Annotated in this window: 20 protein-coding genes; 17 read left to right on the top strand and 3 right to left on the bottom strand. The window is 64.4% G+C overall.

Annotated elements, in window-relative coordinates; all coding sequences use genetic code 11:
• Nucleotides 1-46 precede the first annotated feature (46 nt).
• From ACW73L_RS11045 to ACW73L_RS11085, 9 genes are all read left to right on the top strand, one after another.
• Complete coding sequence (locus ACW73L_RS11045; RefSeq protein ID WP_498921973.1) at nucleotides 47-604, top strand: hypothetical protein; 558 nt, start codon at nucleotides 47-49, stop codon at nucleotides 602-604.
• Between the two features lie 80 nt (nucleotides 605-684).
• Nucleotides 685-879, top strand: coding sequence for a hypothetical protein (locus ACW73L_RS11050; RefSeq protein WP_498921975.1), 195 nt, complete (start codon nucleotides 685-687; stop codon nucleotides 877-879).
• A 24-nt stretch (nucleotides 880-903) separates the two neighbouring features.
• The gene (locus tag ACW73L_RS11055) at nucleotides 904-3282 is read left to right on the top strand and encodes a P-type ATPase actuator domain-containing protein (protein ID WP_498921977.1); all 2379 of its coding nucleotides are present in this window, start codon (nucleotides 904-906) and stop codon (nucleotides 3280-3282) included.
• 217 nt (nucleotides 3283-3499) lie between these two features.
• Complete coding sequence (locus ACW73L_RS11060) at nucleotides 3500-3961, top strand: hypothetical protein (protein ID WP_498921978.1); 462 nt, start codon at nucleotides 3500-3502, stop codon at nucleotides 3959-3961.
• A complete protein-coding gene (locus ACW73L_RS11065) occupies nucleotides 3921-4466 on the top strand; it encodes a hypothetical protein (protein WP_498921980.1) in 546 nt (181 codons plus the stop codon). The genes ACW73L_RS11060 and ACW73L_RS11065 overlap by 41 nt, the downstream gene beginning before the upstream one ends.
• Before the next feature lies 1 nt (nucleotide 4467).
• Nucleotides 4468-5646, top strand: a complete 1179-nt coding sequence (locus ACW73L_RS11070; RefSeq protein ID WP_498921982.1) for a transporter family protein — start codon at nucleotides 4468-4470, stop codon at nucleotides 5644-5646.
• A 409-nt stretch (nucleotides 5647-6055) separates the two neighbouring features.
• Nucleotides 6056-7621: a Re/Si-specific NAD(P)(+) transhydrogenase subunit alpha gene (locus ACW73L_RS11075; RefSeq protein WP_498921984.1), complete on the top strand. Its 1566-nt coding sequence runs from the start codon at nucleotides 6056-6058 to the stop codon at nucleotides 7619-7621.
• A 10-nt stretch (nucleotides 7622-7631) separates the two neighbouring features.
• On the top strand, nucleotides 7632-9032 hold the full coding sequence (gene pntB, locus ACW73L_RS11080; protein ID WP_498921985.1) for a Re/Si-specific NAD(P)(+) transhydrogenase subunit beta: 1401 nt from the start codon (nucleotides 7632-7634) through the stop codon (nucleotides 9030-9032).
• Nucleotides 9033-9092: 60 nt separating this feature from the next.
• Complete coding sequence (locus tag ACW73L_RS11085) at nucleotides 9093-9623, top strand: hypothetical protein (protein WP_498921987.1); 531 nt, start codon at nucleotides 9093-9095, stop codon at nucleotides 9621-9623.
• 9 nt (nucleotides 9624-9632) lie between these two features.
• Here the strand turns inward: ACW73L_RS11085 and ppnP are convergent, their stop codons facing one another.
• Nucleotides 9633-9944, bottom strand: a complete 312-nt coding sequence (gene ppnP / locus ACW73L_RS11090; RefSeq protein WP_498921989.1) for a pyrimidine/purine nucleoside phosphorylase — start codon at nucleotides 9942-9944, stop codon at nucleotides 9633-9635.
• A gap of 118 nt (nucleotides 9945-10062) precedes the next feature.
• Between ppnP and ACW73L_RS11095 the strand changes: the two genes are divergently transcribed.
• From ACW73L_RS11095 to ACW73L_RS11130, 8 genes are all read left to right on the top strand, one after another.
• Nucleotides 10063-11169: a class I SAM-dependent methyltransferase gene (locus tag ACW73L_RS11095; protein WP_498921991.1), complete on the top strand. Its 1107-nt coding sequence runs from the start codon at nucleotides 10063-10065 to the stop codon at nucleotides 11167-11169.
• 313 nt (nucleotides 11170-11482) lie between these two features.
• Nucleotides 11483-12082 carry an imidazoleglycerol-phosphate dehydratase HisB gene (hisB, locus tag ACW73L_RS11100; RefSeq protein WP_139559440.1) on the top strand — a complete coding sequence of 200 codons (600 nt, stop codon included), beginning with the start codon at nucleotides 11483-11485 and terminating at the stop codon, nucleotides 12080-12082.
• 37 nt (nucleotides 12083-12119) lie between these two features.
• Nucleotides 12120-12770: an imidazole glycerol phosphate synthase subunit HisH gene (hisH, locus tag ACW73L_RS11105; RefSeq protein ID WP_498921992.1), complete on the top strand. Its 651-nt coding sequence runs from the start codon at nucleotides 12120-12122 to the stop codon at nucleotides 12768-12770.
• Between the two features lie 47 nt (nucleotides 12771-12817).
• Nucleotides 12818-13549, top strand: coding sequence for a 1-(5-phosphoribosyl)-5-[(5-phosphoribosylamino)methylideneamino]imidazole-4-carboxamide isomerase (hisA, locus tag ACW73L_RS11110; RefSeq protein WP_129883200.1), 732 nt, complete (start codon nucleotides 12818-12820; stop codon nucleotides 13547-13549).
• 29 nt (nucleotides 13550-13578) lie between these two features.
• Nucleotides 13579-14343, top strand: a complete 765-nt coding sequence (hisF, locus tag ACW73L_RS11115; protein WP_129883199.1) for an imidazole glycerol phosphate synthase subunit HisF — start codon at nucleotides 13579-13581, stop codon at nucleotides 14341-14343.
• On the top strand, nucleotides 14340-14729 hold the full coding sequence (hisI, locus tag ACW73L_RS11120) for a phosphoribosyl-AMP cyclohydrolase (RefSeq protein ID WP_498921993.1): 390 nt from the start codon (nucleotides 14340-14342) through the stop codon (nucleotides 14727-14729). The genes hisF and hisI overlap by 4 nt, the downstream gene beginning before the upstream one ends.
• On the top strand, nucleotides 14726-15049 hold the full coding sequence (locus tag ACW73L_RS11125; protein ID WP_498921994.1) for a phosphoribosyl-ATP diphosphatase: 324 nt from the start codon (nucleotides 14726-14728) through the stop codon (nucleotides 15047-15049). The genes hisI and ACW73L_RS11125 overlap by 4 nt, the downstream gene beginning before the upstream one ends.
• Nucleotides 15046-15570 (top strand): gamma carbonic anhydrase family protein, encoded by a 525-nt coding sequence (locus ACW73L_RS11130; protein ID WP_498921996.1) that lies wholly within the window; start codon nucleotides 15046-15048, stop codon nucleotides 15568-15570. Before ACW73L_RS11125 ends, ACW73L_RS11130 begins: the two co-directional genes overlap by 4 nt.
• Before the next feature lie 49 nt (nucleotides 15571-15619).
• Here ACW73L_RS11130 and aroE read toward each other — a convergent pair whose 3' ends face one another.
• Together aroE and hemB are read right to left on the bottom strand one after the other, a co-directional pair.
• Nucleotides 15620-16459 (bottom strand): shikimate dehydrogenase, encoded by an 840-nt coding sequence (gene aroE, locus ACW73L_RS11135; protein WP_498921997.1) that lies wholly within the window; start codon nucleotides 16457-16459, stop codon nucleotides 15620-15622.
• Between the two features lie 30 nt (nucleotides 16460-16489).
• Nucleotides 16490-17503 (bottom strand): porphobilinogen synthase, encoded by a 1014-nt coding sequence (gene hemB, locus ACW73L_RS11140; RefSeq protein WP_498921998.1) that lies wholly within the window; start codon nucleotides 17501-17503, stop codon nucleotides 16490-16492.
• Between the last annotated feature and the right edge of the window lie 93 nt (nucleotides 17504-17596).

The following is a 17596-nucleotide window of genomic DNA, read 5'->3' on the forward strand; positions in this document are numbered from 1 at the left end:
GTGAAGGCAGACACGGTAATCTCCAGCAGCAGAGGACTCACCGAACATGACGCAACAAGACGACATGCTTTTCGACAAGACCCGCAGTCGCACGCGTCGCAGCCGCGCGACAGCGACCGCCCAGGCCGTCCCTGACACATCGGCCGCGGTTGCCGAAAGCGACAGCACTGCGGGCCCGCGGTTCCATTTCTTCCTGATCGACTCCGGCTGGAATTCAGCCGCGGCCCGTGTCATCCGCGAGAACATCGAGATGATCACACGGTTCCAGAACGACGACCCGCTGTTCATCCTCGATCAGGAGCAATCGACCGCGTTGATGCGTCGCCATCCGCACCTGATCGGCAAGGATCCGATCCTGCTCGCGCGTGACCTGCACGCCCGAGGCGCCAGCGGCGACGGCGAATATCACGGCTTTCACCTCAACATGGGCCTGGTCAAGGACCCGGTGACCGCCGTTGCCGGTTTGCGGAAGTTCCTGCACCTGCTCGCCGTGCATCGCCACGGCGCCAACATCGAGGACGTCGTCAAGGAGCAATTGCACCGCGCGGGCCTCAAGGGCGCCATCGAGATCCTGCGCGAAGGCGGCGAGGCGATGCTCGGCTGACCACTGCGACATTGCCCAGTCCCGCATCGGCTGCAACGCTCGACTCGGCTCATTCCCGTTCAAGGCTTACGGAGATACTCGTGGAACAGTTCAATCACGCACTCACGACCGTTTTCGGTATCGCGCTGCTCGGCGCACTCGGCTTCGAAATCAGCCGCCGGCGCCGCAAACTGCGCGATCTCTACAACGTACTCGATGCGGAAGACAAACACGTCGTCGCGGAACTCGACGATCTGGTCGCCTCGGGCCGACTTAAACCGTTCAGTATCGAGTAGCGGGACCGGAGTGAAGAAAACTCGATGACTGTTCGGGTCCATTACCAGGCCAACACGGTCACGTTGCGTGACACCCATGTGTTCAGCCCGTTGCAGCAGGTTCACACGCGCCGGTTCGCACGCCGCGCGATGCAACTGCAGGAAGTGCGATCTCTGACGCTGGATCCCCAGCGCAGCGAGGCGAGACTCACTTACCAAGTGCCGGATGAACGGCGCGACGCCTTTTTGGCCCGCTTGGCTGCTGTCATCGGCTCAGACGCGGGCGCATTGGACGAAGCGACGATTCCCCCATGGTCGGCTGACGAATGTGTGACTTTTAGCCGTGCCGACGCGTTCATCACGACGCTGCGGATCATTGCCGCGAAACCCGGTGCGTTGCTCTTTTCCCACCGGAGGTTGGCGGAAACGAGTAGCGGTATCCTGCCGCGCGTGCGGTGCACGCTTCAGGCCATCCCCGGTGTGCTGGAGGTCGTAACGCAGAACGGGGACGGAGCGCTGGGCGTGCAGTTCGATCCGCTCCGCATCGACGCGGCCCGGATCGTGCGGTCGATTGAAATACAGTTGGTCAATTCCGCACCACCGGCTCGATGCGCCAACGCCAAGGAGGTGACGTTCGGCATCTCCAACACCACTCTCGGACTCGGCACCGTTGGCGAACTGCTGTTGCCGTTGGCAACACCCGTTGCGGCAAGCATCCTGGTCGCGATCAACCTCAGTACCGCCTGGGAGGCGGTGCGCAATCTGAGCCAGGGCAAGGCCGGCGTGCCGCTGGCGCGGATTTCGCTGCTGGTCTGCACGCTCGCATCCGGACAAGTCGTAGCCGCAGCGCTCACCGACTGGTCTTTGCGTTATTGGCAGCGGCGCTCGCAGAAGCGCTTGGACGATGAGACGCGACGTCTGTTGGGCGAGTCCCTGGCGCTGCCGGAACGGGTGCAGGTCCTCACGGCGGATGAAGGCTGGGTGTCCGTGCCGGCGGCGAGGCTTCGAGCCGGAGACCAGATCCAGGTCACGGCCGCGGAAGGAATTGCGGTCGACGGTGAAGTCATCGCAGGCGAGGCCCTGGTCGACGAAGCAGCCGTCAGCGGTGCTCGGTTTCCGGTCCGCAAGTCCATTGGCGACACAGTCCTCGCGGGGTCGAGGCTGCTGTTCGGGCAACTCGGGGTCAAGGTCGTACGTGCCGGAACGGATACGGTGGGCGCGCGCATTGCAGCGAACTTCGCCTCGGTCGCGAGCGGATTTACCGGCGATGCCACGTTGCGCCGGCGCTCTGTCCAGATCACCGAACAGGCTGTTCTGCCGACCTTGGTGACGGCCGGGGTGGGGTTCGTCGCTGGCGGCGGGCTCACGACCATGGGCCCGATTCTGCGCCAGGACTGGATTAGCGGCCCCGTCCTGGCAGTACCAATGGTGACCTTGCACACAATACGTGCTGCGCTGGAATCCGGCGTACTGGTGCGGAGCGGTGCCTCGATTCAACGCTTGGGGGAGAGCGGGTTCATCGTGTTCGACGGCGACGACCCGCTATTGACGGAATGTGGTGTTGAACTCGCCGGAATGCGGAGCCGTCTGGCCGACGGCGACACGCTCCTGCGACATGTCGCCGGCGCCGCCTTATTTCTCGGCGATGAGCGCTCTCTGGCGCTGGCAGACGCCTGTCGCGAACGCGGCCTGGCCGTCCGCCAGCCCTCCCTGCTGTCTCTCCAAGAAGGTCGTCTGGAAGTCCGCTTGGGTGAGCACGTCATCGGGCTGATGGACGCGCCGCCGGATCAGCCTTCCGACATCCCGGAACTGATAGCGGAAATCGACGGGCACGAGGTGGCTCGGCTGGCTTTTCGCCTGGGCTCCCGGCTTAGATCGGCGGCTGCGATTCATCGTCTGCGGAAGGCGGGCCTGGAGACCTTCGTCGTCTCGGCAGGTACCGAGCAAGAGACGGCAGCGCTGGCCCATCGGCTCGGTATCCCGCTGTGGGGCAGCGAACTCGATACGGCGGGACGGATTCGCTTCCTCGAGGGGTTGCGACGGCGTGGCATCAGGCCAGTGTATATCGGGCGCGTTGCGGGACAGTGGGAGCTGTCCGAGGCCGCCCATGTTTCGGTCGCGACGGATGGCCTGGATCGTCTTGACACGGAAGGGGACATGGTCGTGTTGGGGCGTTCCTGCGAGCGTTTGGCCGACCTGGTCGAGCTGGCACGCCGCCACGACCCGGAGGTCCTGAGCGCTTCACGGATGGCGTTGATCCCGAATTTGCTCTGTGTCGCCGGCGGGTTTGCCGGGGTATTCAACGGAATCGCAGCGAACATCGTCGCCAACGTCGGAGTGATGAATGTCGATCGTCGGCTGCAACGAATGTTTGCAACCGCGCCGCGACCGTCCTTAACGACACGAGCACCGATGGTCACGTGATCGCACCGCATCCTGATTGTGCGGTGCCTGGGCCCGTTACCGCCGAAGCGGCGCGCAGCGACGGCTGCCGCGTTTTCCGCTGCTTCCCGCGGCGACTCGCGCGGAACGTCCGCGTACGCTGACCGGATATCAGCGGCGACCCAGGCCGACGTGATCGATTCAGGGGCACTGCGCATGCATCCCTCAACCCGACTTTCCTTTCCTCGCCGGGCACTCGATGAACACGAAAAAGGCTGAAAACGGAAGCAAGCGATCCGCCGCGCGCCGGAAGAACTCAGGGGGCACAGCGCCGGTAGGGGACTCGGGTGCTCTGCGACCGCCAGATGCCGGGAACGTCTCAATCGGTGCCTCCACCGGGCAGGTAGAGGGCGCGCAGGCGCTTGAACACGTGCTGGAAACCCTGTCGGTGGACCATCAGACCGCGGAGCGGTTGCAGAAACTGCCACGCGATGTCGGCTGGTTGCTGATGACGGCCGGCGTGGTCGGCGTGGTAATGCCAGGCGTACTCGGCGTGCCCTTCCTGCTGATCGGAGGATTGATCGTCAGTCCCGCGACCAACAAGCACGCGGAGCGGTGGCTCAGCGGGCATGCGCCGGGCGTCTTCAAGGGCAGCATCCGTCAGATCAACCGCTTCCTCGATGATCTGGAACGGCGCTACCCGCGGCGATCGCGCCGCTAACCACCGGGCGCCGACACAGATCCTGCCGGTGAAAGGCGTGCCCGGCATCTGGGGTGTCCTGCTCCTGATTGCAGCCGGCAGCGGGATGAACGACAGCCCACGGGCCCAGACCGCCGACCCGCTGGCAGAGCTGACTGACCGCTACCACCGTGACCGCCGTCGCCTGATCACCGAGAACCTGGCGTTGACGGCCGCCGAATCACGGGCATTCTGGCCCCTGTACGAGGAGTACGAGCGCGATCTCACCCGTCTGACTGAGCGCCGAAGAGCCTTGATCGCCGAGTTCGGCGAAAACTTCGACGCGATGTCGGACAGCATGGCCAAAAAAATCCTGCTCAATCGCCTGAAGATCGAGGAGGAGCGCAACCGGCTGCGCCGGACTTATCTGCCGCGATTCGAGAAAGTGCTGCCGATCCGCAAACTGGCGCGGTACTACCAGCTCGAATCGAAGATCCGCGCGGCGGTCGAGGCGGGTATCGCCGAGGAACTGCCGTTGCTCGAGTGACGTGAATACCGCATCGCGACACCCCTGCAACAACGACCGCGCCACCCTGGTGCTGCTCGCCGCACTGACCGGACCGGCGACGGCCACTGCGATACACTCACCACCTGCAACGGCCGCACCTCAGGCCCCAACCGACACGTACCGAGCCGCGGACGCGGCCACGACGCCCTCAACGCAAAAGGACCGGCTGATCTGCTGCGCGAGTTTTCGCGAGTACGGCCGTATCGAAGCGAAGACTCTGTGGAACCAGGCACGAAACCGTGCCCGGTCGTCCGACCCGCCTCCGCCGCCTCGAACCTTTGCTGCGCGCTATGGCCTTAGCACCCTCGCACAGGAACAGGCGAGCGATGCGAGGCAGACCTTTTTTCGCGGTCGCTACAATCGTTCCCGGGCGCGCTTGCCGGAGAACATCGAACGCTGGCGTTCGGAACCGGACATTGCCAACCCCGGCCCCGACCTCGCCAATTTCCCGAACAGCGCCTTCACGCTTCCGACCGGACGCGCGTACATCGAGATGTCGCCGTTCACGTTCTACGGTACCGCGGCCGGACAACCGGTCCAGTACAACGCCGAATACCTGTTGCGTTACGGCCTGACCGACGACATCGAACTCCGCCTGTTCGGCAATGGCCCGAGCTGGATAGGAGGCGCCAGGAGCTCCGCGGGCTTTGCGCCGATCGCCTTCGACACCAAGATCCAGCTCTGGACCGAGAAACCCGACTATTACCTCCCGGCGGCCGGATTCGAAGCCTACCTGCTGACCCAGTGGTTCGGAACCGCCCCGTTCAATGCCGGCACCCAACCGTCGTTCACGTTCAACTTCGACCAATCCCTGCCGTTCGAGATCGACTTCGAATACAACCTCGGTGCCACGCGGGTCCAGGCCAGCGACGGTGTCAACGTGTGGGAGTTCAGTTTCCAGTGGGCCCTGCAACGCGATCTGTTCGACGAGGACTTCGCCGTATTCATCCACGGCTTCTACAACGCGATGTCGCTGCCGCGACTGCCCAACGTAACCGTGCCGCGGAGTTTCTACGACGACGTCAAGCAGAATGCCGTCGGCGCCGGTTTCATCTGGACCGCCAACCGGCGTTTCGCCCTTTACGGTCAGGTCAGCGCCGGTACGACGAAGTTCACGCCCTCGACGATCAGCATGCTCGGGTTTGCCGTGTCGTTCTGACCCACCATGCAGGCGCTTAGTGTGCACAGCGCACAGCAGGCGCATCTCGTGCGCTGCGCATTGACGCGAATCATCACCCGCCCCGCCTTCGCGAAAACTTGCCCTGCAGTGCGTCGCACCGCCCGCTGCGAGGAGTCCACCGATTTTGTCGGGCGCGCCCTGGCCAAGCGCCGCCTGCTCGCTCGAACCGAACCACACGCCACCGGTGGCGAAACTGTTCGCTGGCGTGCGCTTTCGTGGGTAAAATCGACGCCCACCGACCCCGACCGGTTTCGCCGCGGTGAGGCTCGAACCCGGCGGCTCCGCAGCTTGGCCCGGTCTGCGTCCGCGCCGAGACGCGCTTTGACGCGCTGGTTCGACGACTGGCGTGGACTTTTGCCTGACCCATAACGAGTGGAGGAGATCGTTGATGCAGATCGGGATACCCAAAGAGATACACGCCGGTGAGAAGCGTGTCGCGACCACGCCCGACGTGGCCGAGAAACTGATGAAGCTGGGCTTCACGGTCGCCATTCAGACCGGCGCCGGCGAACACGCCGACTTGCCTGACGACGCATTTCGCCAGGTCGGGGCAACCATAGTCGACGATGCCAAGACGCTATGGAAAACGTCGGACATCATTCTGAAGGTGCGAGCGCCCGAAAGTCAGCCTGAGGTCGCGGCGGACGAAGTCGAATTGCTGCGCGAGGGCAGCTGTCTGATCAGCTTCATCTGGCCGGCCCAGCATCCCGAACTGATGGACCGGCTCGCCGCCAAGAAGGCAACCGTGCTGGCCATGGACAGCGTACCGCGCATCTCCCGGGCGCAGAAGCTCGATGCCCTGAGTTCGATGGCGAACATTGCCGGATACCGGGCCGTGATCGAGGCAGCCCACCATTTCGGTCGGTTCTTCACCGGTCAGATCACGGCCGCCGGCAAGGTACCGCCGGCCAAGGTCTTCATCATCGGCGCGGGCGTGGCCGGTCTCGCGGCACTCGGCGCGGCCGGCGGTCTCGGCGCAATCGTGCGTTCGACCGACACCCGCCCGGAGGTCAAGGACCAGGTCAAGAGCATGGGCGCCGAGTTCATCGAGGTCGACTACCAGGAGGAAGGTGGCGGCGTCGGCGGCTATGCCAAGCTCATGAGCGAGGGCTACCAGAAGGCCCAGCGCGAGATGATCGCGCGTCAGTGCATCGAGTGCGACATCGTCATAACGACCGCGCTGATTCCGGGCAAACCCGCGCCCAAACTGATCTCGGCCGGCATGGTCGAGTCGATGAAGGACGGCAGCGTCATCGTCGACATGGCCGCCGAACAGGGCGGCAACTGCGAACTGACGGTCCCGGGTCAGGTCGTCGTCCGGCACGGCGTCACGATCATCGGCTACACCGACCTGCCCAGCCGGCTCGCACGCCAGTCCAGCCAGCTCTACGCGACCAACCTGCTGCGGTTGATCGAGGAACTGTGCCCCGGCAAGGACGGCACGCTGAACGTCAACATGGATGACGAAGTAATCCGCGGCACCACCGTGATCAAGGAGGGCAGCATCACCTGGCCGCCCCCGCCCCCCAAGATCTCGGCGGCCCCGACACAAAAGATGGCCACGCCAGCCGGTCCCGTCGTGGCACCCAAGGCCAAGGAGCCGGCCATACCGACCTGGCTATCGGCCAGCCTGGCCATCGCCGCTGTAGCACTGGTGTTCGGTTTCATCGGCGCAACGGCACCGGCCGCCTTTCTGGAGCATTTCACGGTGTTCGTGCTGGCCTGCTTCGTCGGCTACATGGTCATCTGGAACGTGACGCCCGCGCTGCACACGCCGCTGATGAGCGTGACCAACGCCATCAGCAGCATCATCGCGATCGGCGCGCTGATCCAGATCTCCTCCCCGGGCACGCTGATGCTCGTGCTGGCGGGACTCGCGGTCGTACTGACCAGTATCAACATGGCCGGCGGCTTTGCGGTCACGCAGCGCATGCTGCGCATGTTCAGGAAATAAGGGGAACACCATGAGCGAAGGTTTGATGTCGGTTTCGTATATCGGAGCCACCATCCTGTTCATCCTGAGCCTGGGCGGCCTCAGCAATCCGGAGACGGCGCGGCGCGGCAACCTGTACGGCATGGTCGGCATGGCGATCGCGATCCTGGCGACCGTGCTCGGGCCGAAGGTCACCAGCTACCTGCCGCTCGTCATCGCGATGGCCCTTGGCGGCGGCATCGGCCTGTTCGCCGCGGCCAAGGTCAAGATGACCGAAATGCCCGAACTGGTCGCACTGATGCACAGCCTGGTCGGTCTGGCCGCGGTGCTGGTCGGGTACGCGAACTTCTTTGACACGACGATCAGCCTAGAAGGGGTAGAGAAGACGATTCATGAAGTCGAGATGTACATCGGCATCCTGATCGGCGCCGTGACCTTCTCCGGTTCGGTGATCGCGTTCGGCAAGCTGTCCGGCAAGATCAGCGGCAAGCCGATGCTGCTGCCGGCCCGGCACTGGCTGAACCTGGCCGGACTGATCGGCGTGATCTACGTCGGCGCCCTGTTCCTCCACGCGGACGGTCAGACAGCCCTGATCTACCTCGGCATCATGACGGCGATCGCGCTGCTGTTCGGCATCCACATGGTCATGGCCATCGGCGGCGCCGACATGCCGGTCGTCGTCTCGATGCTAAACAGCTACTCGGGCTGGGCCGCATCGGCCACCGGCTTCATGCTGTCCAACGACTTGCTGATCGTGACCGGCGCACTCGTCGGTTCCTCCGGCGCGATCCTTTCCTACATCATGTGCCGCGCGATGAACCGCCACTTCCTGTCGGTCATCGCCGGCGGTTTCGGCACCGAGGGCGGGGCTCCGGCCGCGGCAGGTGCCCAGCCGGAAGGTGAAGTGCAGCCGATCAGCGCCGCGGACACGGCCGAGCTGCTGCGCGACGCGGGCCATGTGATCATCGTGCCGGGTTACGGCATGGCGGTCGCCCAGGCCCAGCACACGGTGTTCGAGATCACCAAGCTGCTGCGCGACAAGGGCGTCGACGTGCGCTTCGCGATCCACCCGGTCGCCGGCCGCATGCCGGGGCACATGAACGTGCTGCTGGCAGAGGCGAAAGTGCCTTACGACATCGTCATGGAGATGGACGAAATCAACGAGGACTTTCCGGAAACCGATGTCGCGATGGTCATCGGCGCCAACGACATCGTCAACCCGGCGGCACAGGACGACCCGAACAGCCCGATCGCCGGCATGCCGGTGCTGGAAGTCTGGAAGGCGAAAACCTCGATCGTCATGAAGCGCTCGATGGCATCGGGCTATGCTGGCGTAGACAACCCGCTGTTCTACAAGGACAATAACCGGATGTTGTTTGGGGACGCCAAGAAGATGCTGGATGAAGTGCTGAGTGCATTGAAGGCCGGCTAACCGGTCCGCCCCCACCGCGGGGCGGCCCTGCCGCCCCGACGACAGTCACGAGTCGCACGCATGCGAATTCCGTTATCGACGCGGCGCTCCTCGCAGCGCAAGCAGTGGCTGGCCACCGCCAGAAAGGTCTTCTACGGCCTTTTGGCGGTGATCGCCGCCGCGTTGATTTTCGCGTTCGACATCACCTGGCCGATCCTTGAAGAGGTCCTCATTACGGCGATCGAGTTCGCCGAACAGGAACTCGAGCACATCTTTAGCGAGACACTGGGGTTCGGTCACTACTACGGCCAGGTCGCGACGGCCTGGACAGGGCTTTTCGTCTTTCTGGCCCTGCTCTTCATCTCGATTCGGCGCGGCACGCGACTCGCTCGCGCTGCCAAGGCGGAATGGCCGACCTGGCGCGAGCAGAAAAAGGAACAAGCCCTGGGCTGGTGGCAGCAGGCGCTCGATCGGTTCAACCGCTGGTGGCAGCCTCTGAGCCTGCCGCGGAAGATCGCCGCCGGCACGGCGGCAGTCCTGATCACCGTGCCTCTGGCCTGGATACTCGCGGTCGTGCTGACGACGCTCATCCTCGCGCTGCTCGGCTTTTAGCGGCTGGTCTCAGCCGAAATGACAGATATAGTTCACGACGTCGAGCGCTTCGATATCGAAGCGACTGTCGGCAGGAACGGAGAACGACTGTCCAGCGGAGTAGGACGTCCATTCGCCCTGGCCGTCCAGACGCACACGGCAAGTTCCGCCGGTGATTTCCATGGTTTCGGGGGCGCCGGTGCTGAAAGTCAGCGTCGACGGCAACAACACGCCCAGCGTCTTGCGGCTGCCGTCGCCGAGGATCACGGTATGGCTGACGCACTTGCCGTCGAAATAAACATTGGCCTGCGTCAGTACGCTGACGTTGTCGAATTGGCTCATGGGGAACTCCATATGATGACGAGCGCGCATTATAGCGATCCTCCGGCGCGCGCCTCTTGCTCCTGATCCACCCTGCCAACCGACATCGGCCTCTCTCCATCTAACCCCGCCGCAACACATGCCAGCCCCCTCCGAGAACGCTCAAGGCCACGCACTGGCCCGTTTTTTCGAGCAAACGCACCTACCAATCCCCGACACAGGGTCGATCCTGGCGATACGGAGCACCTCGACCGCCGGTCTGTCAGGGTTCGAACCCCGGCGGATCACCTGCCTGCAAACCGAGCGGAGACACGCGGCAACGCTCGAGCGCGCCGGGCTAACGGTCGTCAGCGAGGCATCAGGCTCCTTCAATCTGTGTCTGATTGAAGCCACGCGGGACCGGGAAGAGAACCTGTATCACATCGCGCTGGGCTGGTCGCTACTCGCCCCTGGCAGCATGCTGGTGCTCACCGCCGCCAACTCGCTCGGCGGAGAGTCGCTGGGGAAAAAGCTGCGGGACTGCGGCTTGCCGGTCGCCAGTGTCTATTCGAAGGCGAAATGCCGGGTCATCGCACTAACCCGCCCCCCCGACTGCGACACGCCGCCCCCACCCGAATGGCTGGCACTGGGCGCCTTCAAGGAGATTCCCGGCGTCGGACTCGTGGCCGGGCCGGGCATGTTCTCGGCCCATGCGATCGATGCCGGCACCCGGTTGCTGTGCGATGCGCTCGACGGTCCGTTGACCGGATCGGGTGCGGATTTCGGCGCCGGCTACGGCGCGTTGAGCCGGCACGTGCTGGAACGTTCTCCCGACCTCCGCGCACTCGACCTCTACGAGTCGGAAGCAAAGGCGCTCGCGGCCGCGCGGCGCAATCTTGCGGCCTGGGAAGATCGCGTGGAGCTGGGGTACCACTGGACCGACCTGACGGCGACGCTGCCGACGCAACGCTACGACTGGATCGTCATGAATCCGCCGTTTCATTCCGGTTCCGCGACCGAACCAGCGCTGGGGCAGCAGTTAATCGCGACCGCCGCGAACAGCCTGCGCCCACGCGGCACCCTATGGCTCGTCGCCAATCGCCATCTGCCCTATGAGACCCTCCTGGCGACTCGCTTCTCTCACGTCGTCGACCTCGGTCAGACGGCAGGCTACAAGCTCTGCCGCGCATCTCATCCGATCGATACCCGACACAACGAGCGCTCGCCGCGGCTGACATCACAGCGCGGGAGACATCGCGATGGATAGGACAATCGATTGACCTCGTATCGTTCCGATACGTAGAATGAGGCGGTCGCCGGGCATGCCCACACCGCCGCCACATGACGACCCGCAAACCCGGTTGCGGCCGCATAGGTCATCCAATGCCCGCATCAGGTCCAGTTTTCCTGCCGGGGGTCCAGCGCACGGAGTTACCCACGCCGAACTCGGACGCAGCGAAGCGGGACGCGCAAGGCTTCGTGAGTCGGCGGGGTAAGTCCGTGTCTTTTTTCCGCTCCACCCGGCGCGCGAAAATCGGATACCATTGCGGCTGGCCAAACATGTCTTCGTACCCCTAGCGATGTCTACTCAGCCCAGGACCGCGGCGGTCGAGCGCAATACGCTCGAAACGCAGATCGCCGTCCGTCTGAACCTCGATGGAACCGGCGTCTCCGCGCTGCGCACGGGCGTCCCCTTCCTCGAGCACATGCTCGATCAAGTGGCCCGCCATGGTCTGATCGACCTTGACATCGCCGCCACGGGCGATTTGCACATCGACGCCCACCACACGGTCGAAGACGTCGGCATCACCGTCGGTCAAGCCGTCAGTCGGGCGCTGGGCACGAAACAGGGCATCCGTCGCTACGGCCATGCTTACGTCGCACTGGACGAAGCCCTGACCCGGGTCACGATCGACCTCTCGGGCCGGTCTGGACTGTGGTACGAAGTCACTTTTCCGCGGGCCCGGATCGGCGATTTCGATGTCGATCTCCTGCTGGAATTCTTCCGCGGCTTTGTGAATCACGCCCAGGTCACCCTGCACATCGACAATCTCAAGGGCACGAACGCGCACCACATCGCCGAAACGATCTTCAAGGCATTCGGACGCGCGCTGCGGATGGCGGCCGAACCCGACACCCGGATGCAAGGCGTGTTGCCGAGCACCAAGGGCGCCCTCTGAACCCACGCCGCTCCCAGACCTTCGCACTCCCCCGGACATGTCTACCGTCGCCGTAATCGATTACGGAATGGGCAATCTCCATTCCATCGCCAAAGCGCTGCAGCATGCCGACCCATCGGTCATCGTGACCGTGACGGCTGACCGCGAGACGATCCTGCATGCCGATCGCGTGGTGTTCCCCGGCGTCGGTGCGATCCGCGACTGCATGGCGGCGCTGCAGCGCCTGCAGCTCGACGTGGTGCTTCGCGAAGCCGCGGCCGAGAAGCCCTTGCTCGGAATCTGCCTAGGGATGCAGGCTCTGCTCGAATCGAGCGAAGAAAACGGCGGCACACCCTGTCTCGGGCTGATCCCCGGGCGAGTCGTCCGCTTTGCCGAATCGACCGGAAACGCGTCGTCCAGCCAACAGGAGCTGAAGGTGCCGCACATGGGCTGGAACCGGGTGCATCCGCTGCGCGCCCACCCGGTCTGGGACGGGCTGGACCATGACCGCTGGTTCTATTTCGTCCACAGCTACTATGCGCAGCCGACGGACCCGCGCTGCATCGCCGCCACAACCGACTACCCCGAGCCGTTTGCTTCGGCGGTGGCGAAAGGTAACATTATCGCGGTGCAGTTCCATCCGGAAAAAAGCCAGGCCGACGGACTCCGGCTGCTGGCCAACTTCCTGCGCTGGCGGTCGGAACCCTGACCCTGCTTTGCTCCCCTATTGAACGGCTGATCGAGGCTTAGGACACGATGCTACTGATACCGGCTATCGACTTGAAGGACGGCAAGTGCGTCCGCCTGCGCCAGGGGCGGATGGAGGACGACACGGTATTTTCCGATGACCCGGTGGCGGTGGCCGGACGCTGGGTGCAGGACGGCGCCACCCGTTTGCATCTGGTCGACCTCGACGGCGCCTTCGCCGGCGTACCGCGCAACGGCACCGTCATCCACGCGATTCGGGAAGCCTACCCCGATGTCGAGATCCAGGTCGGTGGCGGCATCCGCGACGAGGAAACGGTGCAGGGTTATTTGAACGCCGGCGTCGACTTCGTAATCATCGGCACGAAAGCCGTCAGCGCGCCCCATTTCGTGACCGACGTGGCCGCCGAGTTCCCCAACCACATCATCATCGGGCTCGACGCCAAGAACGGCAAGGTCGCGATCGACGGCTGGTCCAAGCTATCGCATCACGATGTCATCGATTTGGCGACGAAATTCGAGGATGACGGCGTCGTCGCGATCATCTACACCGACATCAGCCGCGACGGCATGCTGGGTGGCGTCAACATCGAGGCGACCGCCCATCTTGCCCGCTCGATAAAGATCCCGGTGATCGCCTCGGGCGGCATCACGAACCTCGACGACATCCGGGCACTCGGTGCGATCGCGGGCGACGGCGTCATGGGCGCGATCACCGGTCGCGCGATCTACGAGGGCACGCTCGATTTCGCGGCCGCGCGAAAGATCGCCGCCGAATACTGAGCCACCGGAACCAACGCCACCACCGCCCGATGCTCGCGAAACGCATCATTCCCTGCCTGGACGTCGACAACGGCCGCGTCGTCAAGGGCGTTCGCTTCGTCGACATTCGCGATGCGGGCGATCCGGTCGAGATCGCTCGGCGTTACGATCAGGAAGGCGCGGATGAACTGACCTTCCTCGATATCACGGCCAGCCACGAGAATCGCGACACGATGGTGCACGTGGTCGAGCAGGTGGCCGGCGAGGTATTCATCCCGCTGACGGTTGGCGGCGGCATACGCAAACTCGACGATATCCGTCGTATGTTGAATGCCGGGGCCGACAAGGTCAGCATCAACACCGCGGCCGTGTTCGAGCCCGAATTCGTCAAGGCCGCGGCCGAGCGCTTCGGCTCGCAATGCATCGTCGTCGCGATCGATGCCAAGTGCGTCGGCACCGACCCGCTCCGCTGGGAAATCTTTACGCACGGCGGGCGCAAGCCGACCGGGCTCGACGCGGTCGAATGGGCGCAGCGCATGGTCGACTATGGTGCCGGGGAGATCCTGCTGACCAGCATGGACCGCGATGGTACCCGTATCGGCTTCGACCTCGCGGTGACGCGCGCGATCAGCGAGGCGGTCCCGGTGCCGATCATCGCCTCGGGCGGCGTCGGCAATCTGCAGCATCTGGCCGATGGCGTGCTCGAAGGCAAGGCCGATGCCGTATTGGCGGCCAGCATTTTCCATTTTGCCGAATTCACGGTCCGCGAAGCCAAGGAGTTCATGGCGGCGCGCGGGATCGAGGTGCGCCTGTGAGCACGACCTGGCTGGACGAGGTGACCTGGAACAGGGATGGACTGGTTCCGGTCGTCGCTCAGGAAACCAGCACCGGCGACGTGTTGATGGTGGCCTGGATGAACCGCGAAGCCCTGGCGCTGACGCTGGCCGAAGGGTATGCCGTGTACTGGTCGCGGTCGCGGAATCGTTTCTGGCGCAAGGGCGAAGAGTCCGGACACCGCCAGAAGGTCAGCGAGATCCGCCTCGATTGCGACGGCGACACGGTATTGCTGAAGGTCGAGCAGGCCGGCGGCATCGCCTGCCACACCGGCCGTCACCATTGCTTCTTCCGGAAACTCGACGACGGCGCGTGGGAAACCGTGGACCCAGTGCTGAAGAAACCCGAAGAGATTTACCGCTCGTGACCACCGATGTCTTGCGGCAACTGGCCGCTGTGCTGGAACAGCGCAAGTCGGAAGCGCCCGACAAATCCTATGTCGCCAGCCTCTACGCCAAAGGTCTGGACAGCATCCTGAAGAAGATCGGCGAAGAGGCCACCGAAACGGTCATCGCCGGCAAGGACGGCAACCCGGGAAAGATCGTCTACGAGATGGCCGACCTGTGGTTCCATTGCCTGGTGCTGCTGGCTCATCAAGGGCTTGAGCCGGAGGCGGTGCTGAGCGAACTCGAACGGCGTTTCGGGCTGTCGGGCCATGCCGAGAAAGCGTCCCGCACGAAGCCATGATCGAAACCTTCAACGGCATCACGCCCACGCTGGGACGGAATGTCTACATCGCCGGCAGCGCGGTCATTATCGGCGACGTCGCCCTGGGCGATGAGGCCTCGGTGTGGCCGACGACCGTGATCCGCGGCGACGTCAACGCGATCAGGGTCGGGCACGAAACCAACATACAGGACGGCTGCGTGTTGCATGTGACGCAGAAGACGGCCTCGAATCCCGACGGCCATCCGCTAATCATCGGCAATGGCGTCACGATCGGTCATCGCGTCGTGCTGCACGGCTGCACGATCGGCGATCTGTGCCTGATCGGCATCGGCGCGATCGTCATGGATGGAGCATTCGTCGAGGACCGTGTCATGATCGGCGCCGGCGCATTGGTCCCGCCGGGCAAACGGCTCACGAGCGGCTTCCTGTACGTCGGCTCACCTGCACGACAGTCACGGCCGCTGACCGAGGCAGAACTGGCGTTCTTCGAAATCTCGAAAAACGGCTACGTGCGGCTGAAGAACCTTTACGCCGTCTAACACCGCTGCGCGGGCAGCGGTCAACCGTCAGGTCCGCGCGTACCGCCCGCTAGAATCCCCGCTCGTCGCTCAGCAGTTCGATAACGGGACGCGTGTCCGGGCGCACGCCCCGCCACAACTCGAAGGCCTCGGCCGCCTGCTCGACCAGCATGCCGAGCCCATCCGCACTGATCCTTGCTCCACGCTGCTGCCCCCACAACAGGAACGGCGTCGGCTTCGTGCCGTAGGCGAGATCGTAACAACCCGCCCCCGAAGCGAGCAGATCGTTCGGCAGCGGAGGAAGCTCGCCCGTAAGACTCGCGGCACTGGCATTGACGATCAGATCGAACTGCCGACCCGCAAGCTCGTCGAAACTCATCGCACCTACTGACCCGAGATCCGAGAAATCCCGCGCCAGTATCCGGGCGCGCTCCGGAGTGCGGTTGGCGATGACCACGGCGGCCGGCGATTCCCCAAGCAACGGGGCGAGGATGCCACGCGCGGCACCACCGGCCCCGATCACCAGGATCCGCCCGCTCCGCACGATCACGCGGAGCCGGCACATCAGATCACGCAGCAGACCCACGCCATCCGTGTTGTCCCCGAACAGCGAGCCATCGGAGCGGAGCGCCAGCGTGTTGACGGCCTGCGCGCGCCGCGCCCGATCGCTGAGCGTATCGGCCAACCGCCACGCGGCTTCCTTCAGCGGCAAGGTGCAATTCAGGCCACGCCCGCCTTCCGCACCCAGGAAGGCGCGCACCGCCGCCTCGAACTGCGGCAGGTCGACATCCCTGGCCTCATAATGCAGGTTCTGGCCCGTCTGCTCCGCGAACAGCCGGTGGATGCGGGGCGATTTGCTGTGGCCGATCGGATGACCGAAAACAGCATACAGGTCTGGCGGCAGGCTCATGGCTTATCGTCCCGGGACCTGACAGCGCGGCTAGCGATGCGCCCCTTCGCGCAGCCACCGGGCGGCATCCTTCGCGAAGTAGGTCAGGATCGCATCGGCCCCGGCGCGCTTGAAGGCCAGCAATGACTCCAGCACGGTCTTGCGCTCGTCCAGCCAGCCGTTCGCCGCGGCCGCCTTCAGCATCGCGTACTCGCCGCTGACCTGATAGACGAAGGTCGGCGCCCCAAGAGCCTCTTTCACCCGGTAGACGACGTCGAGATAGGGCAGTCCCGGCTTGACCATGACCATGTCCGCACCTTCTGCCAGGTCCAGCGCAACCTCGCGCACGGCCTCATCCGTGTTCGCCGGATCCATCTGATAGGTTTCCTTGCTGCCGCTGCCGAGATTTGCAGCCGACCCGACTGCGTCGCGAAAGGGCCCATAAAAGCTCGATGCGTACTTTGCCGAATAAGCGAGGATACGGGTGTTCACGTGACCGCCCGCTTCCAGCGCGCGGCGTATCTCACCGATACGCCCGTCCATCATGTCGGATGGTGCGACGATGTCGGCGCCAGCCTCGGCGTGCGACAGCGCCTGCCGCACCAGCACCGCCGTGGTGGCATCGTTGGCCACGTAGCCGCTGTCATCCAGCAGACCGTCCTGGCCGTGTGAGGTATACGGATCGAGCGCGACGTCCGTGATCAGACCGAGCTCCGGAAAGGACGCCTTCAGCGCCCTGACCACGCGCGGCACGAGCCCCTCGGGATTGAAGGCTTCGGCGGCATCCAGGCTCTTCAACTCGTCCGTAACCACCGGAAACAGCGCGACCGCCGGGATCCCCAGCGCCAACAGCGCCTGCGCCTCATCCAACAACACGTCAAGACTGAGGCGTTCGACGCCGGGCATCGACGGCACGGCTTCTCGCCGCCCGCTGCCTTCCATCACGAACACGGGGTAGATCAGATCGTCCACGGTCAGGCGGGATTCGCGCATCAGCCGGCGGCTGAAGGCGTCCTTACGCATGCGCCGCAGGCGCGTTGCGGGAAACTGGCTGGGGCTGGTCACGTCAGTGGCTTTGGGGAGTCAGAAGGGAGAGCCGGACGACGTCAGCGAAGCGCGTCGTCATATCGAGCCGATAGTCTATTGTGGCCGGGCGCG

The sequence above is a fragment of the Methylolobus aquaticus genome (genome assembly GCF_054172105.1).

What these genes read in the sequence shown, in the direction of transcription:
- ACW73L_RS11045 (WP_498921973.1), top strand. Translation starts at nt 47, where the DNA reads ATGACGCAACAAGACGACATGCTTTTCGACAAGACCCGCAGTCGCACG.
- hisA (WP_129883200.1), top strand. Translation starts at nt 12,818, where the DNA reads ATGCTACTGATACCGGCTATCGACTTGAAGGACGGCAAGTGCGTCCGC.
- hisH (WP_498921992.1), top strand. Translation starts at nt 12,120, where the DNA reads ATGTCTACCGTCGCCGTAATCGATTACGGAATGGGCAATCTCCATTCC.
- pntB (WP_498921985.1), top strand. Translation starts at nt 7,632, where the DNA reads ATGAGCGAAGGTTTGATGTCGGTTTCGTATATCGGAGCCACCATCCTG.
- ACW73L_RS11085 (WP_498921987.1), top strand. Translation starts at nt 9,093, where the DNA reads ATGCGAATTCCGTTATCGACGCGGCGCTCCTCGCAGCGCAAGCAGTGG.
- ACW73L_RS11075 (WP_498921984.1), top strand. Translation starts at nt 6,056, where the DNA reads ATGCAGATCGGGATACCCAAAGAGATACACGCCGGTGAGAAGCGTGTC.
- ACW73L_RS11065 (WP_498921980.1), top strand. Translation starts at nt 3,921, where the DNA reads ATGATCTGGAACGGCGCTACCCGCGGCGATCGCGCCGCTAACCACCGG.
- ACW73L_RS11095 (WP_498921991.1), top strand. Translation starts at nt 10,063, where the DNA reads ATGCCAGCCCCCTCCGAGAACGCTCAAGGCCACGCACTGGCCCGTTTT.
- hisF (WP_129883199.1), top strand. Translation starts at nt 13,579, where the DNA reads ATGCTCGCGAAACGCATCATTCCCTGCCTGGACGTCGACAACGGCCGC.
- aroE (WP_498921997.1), bottom strand. Translation starts at nt 16,459, where the DNA reads ATGAGCCTGCCGCCAGACCTGTATGCTGTTTTCGGTCATCCGATCGGC.
- hisB (WP_139559440.1), top strand. Translation starts at nt 11,483, where the DNA reads ATGTCTACTCAGCCCAGGACCGCGGCGGTCGAGCGCAATACGCTCGAA.
- ppnP (WP_498921989.1), bottom strand. Translation starts at nt 9,944, where the DNA reads ATGAGCCAATTCGACAACGTCAGCGTACTGACGCAGGCCAATGTTTAT.
- ACW73L_RS11055 (WP_498921977.1), top strand. Translation starts at nt 904, where the DNA reads ATGACTGTTCGGGTCCATTACCAGGCCAACACGGTCACGTTGCGTGAC.
- ACW73L_RS11060 (WP_498921978.1), top strand. Translation starts at nt 3,500, where the DNA reads ATGAACACGAAAAAGGCTGAAAACGGAAGCAAGCGATCCGCCGCGCGC.
- ACW73L_RS11130 (WP_498921996.1), top strand. Translation starts at nt 15,046, where the DNA reads ATGATCGAAACCTTCAACGGCATCACGCCCACGCTGGGACGGAATGTC.